Source organism: Streptomyces sp. NPDC018026 (genome assembly GCF_044327745.1).
Classification (GTDB): domain Bacteria; phylum Actinomycetota; class Actinomycetes; order Streptomycetales; family Streptomycetaceae; genus Streptomyces; species Streptomyces rubrogriseus.
Map to the genome: position 1 here is coordinate 1 of NZ_JBIRFY010000053.1, position 1,195 is coordinate 1,195.

Below are 1,195 nucleotides of genomic sequence, written 5' to 3' on the forward strand. Positions count from 1 at the left end.
TGAGCTGGGGGTGGCCGCAGAGACCAGCGAGAAGCGACTGTTTACTAAAAACACAGGTCCGTGCGAAGCCGTAAGGCGATGTATACGGACTGACGCCTGCCCGGTGCTGGAACGTTAAGGGGACCGGTTAGCTCCATTTCGGTGGGGCGAAGCTGAGAACTTAAGCGCCAGTAAACGGCGGTGGTAACTATAACCATCCTAAGGTAGCGAAATTCCTTGTCGGGTAAGTTCCGACCTGCACGAATGGCGTAACGACTTCTCGACTGTCTCAACCATAGGCCCGGTGAAATTGCACTACGAGTAAAGATGCTCGTTTCGCGCAGCAGGACGGAAAGACCCCGGGACCTTTACTACAGTTTGATATTGGTGTTCGGTTCGGCTTGTGTAGGATAGCTGGGAGACTTTGAAGCTCGCACGCCAGTGTGGGTGGAGTCGTCGTTGAAATACCAGTCTGGTCGTGCTGGATGTCTAACCTGGGTCCGTGATCCGGATCAGGGACAGTGTCTGATGGGTAGTTTAACTGGGGCGGTTGCCTCCTAAAGAGTAACGGAGGCGCCCAAAGGTTCCCTCAGCCTGGTTGGCAATCAGGTGTTGAGTGTAAGTGCACAAGGGAGCTTGACTGTGAGACCGACGGGTCGAGCAGGGACGAAAGTCGGGACTAGTGATCCGGCGGTGGCTTGTGGAAGCGCCGTCGCTCAACGGATAAAAGGTACCCCGGGGATAACAGGCTGATCTTCCCCAAGAGTCCATATCGACGGGATGGTTTGGCACCTCGATGTCGGCTCGTCGCATCCTGGGGCTGGAGTCGGTCCCAAGGGTTGGGCTGTTCGCCCATTAAAGCGGTACGCGAGCTGGGTTTAGAACGTCGTGAGACAGTTCGGTCCCTATCCGCTGTGCGCGTAGGAGTCTTGAGAAGGGCTGTCCCTAGTACGAGAGGACCGGGACGGACGAACCTCTGGTGTGCCAGTTGTTCTGCCAAGGGCATGGCTGGTTGGCTACGTTCGGGAGGGATAACCGCTGAAAGCATCTAAGCGGGAAGCCTGCTTCGAGATGAGGACTCCCACCCCCTTGAGGGGTTAAGGCTCCCAGTAGACGACTGGGTTGATAGGCCGGATCTGGAAGCACCGTGAGGTGTGGAGGTGACCGGTACTAATAGGCCGAGGGCTTGTCCTCAGTTGCTCGCGTCCACTGTGTT

1 rRNA gene is annotated in these 1,195 nt (G+C 56.7%); it reads left to right on the forward strand.

Features of this window, described 5'->3' with window-relative positions:
* Window positions 1-1,173 (forward strand): 23S ribosomal RNA (locus tag ACH4D3_RS41210); the annotation flags it as partial.
* Window positions 1,174-1,195 lie beyond the last annotated feature (22 nt).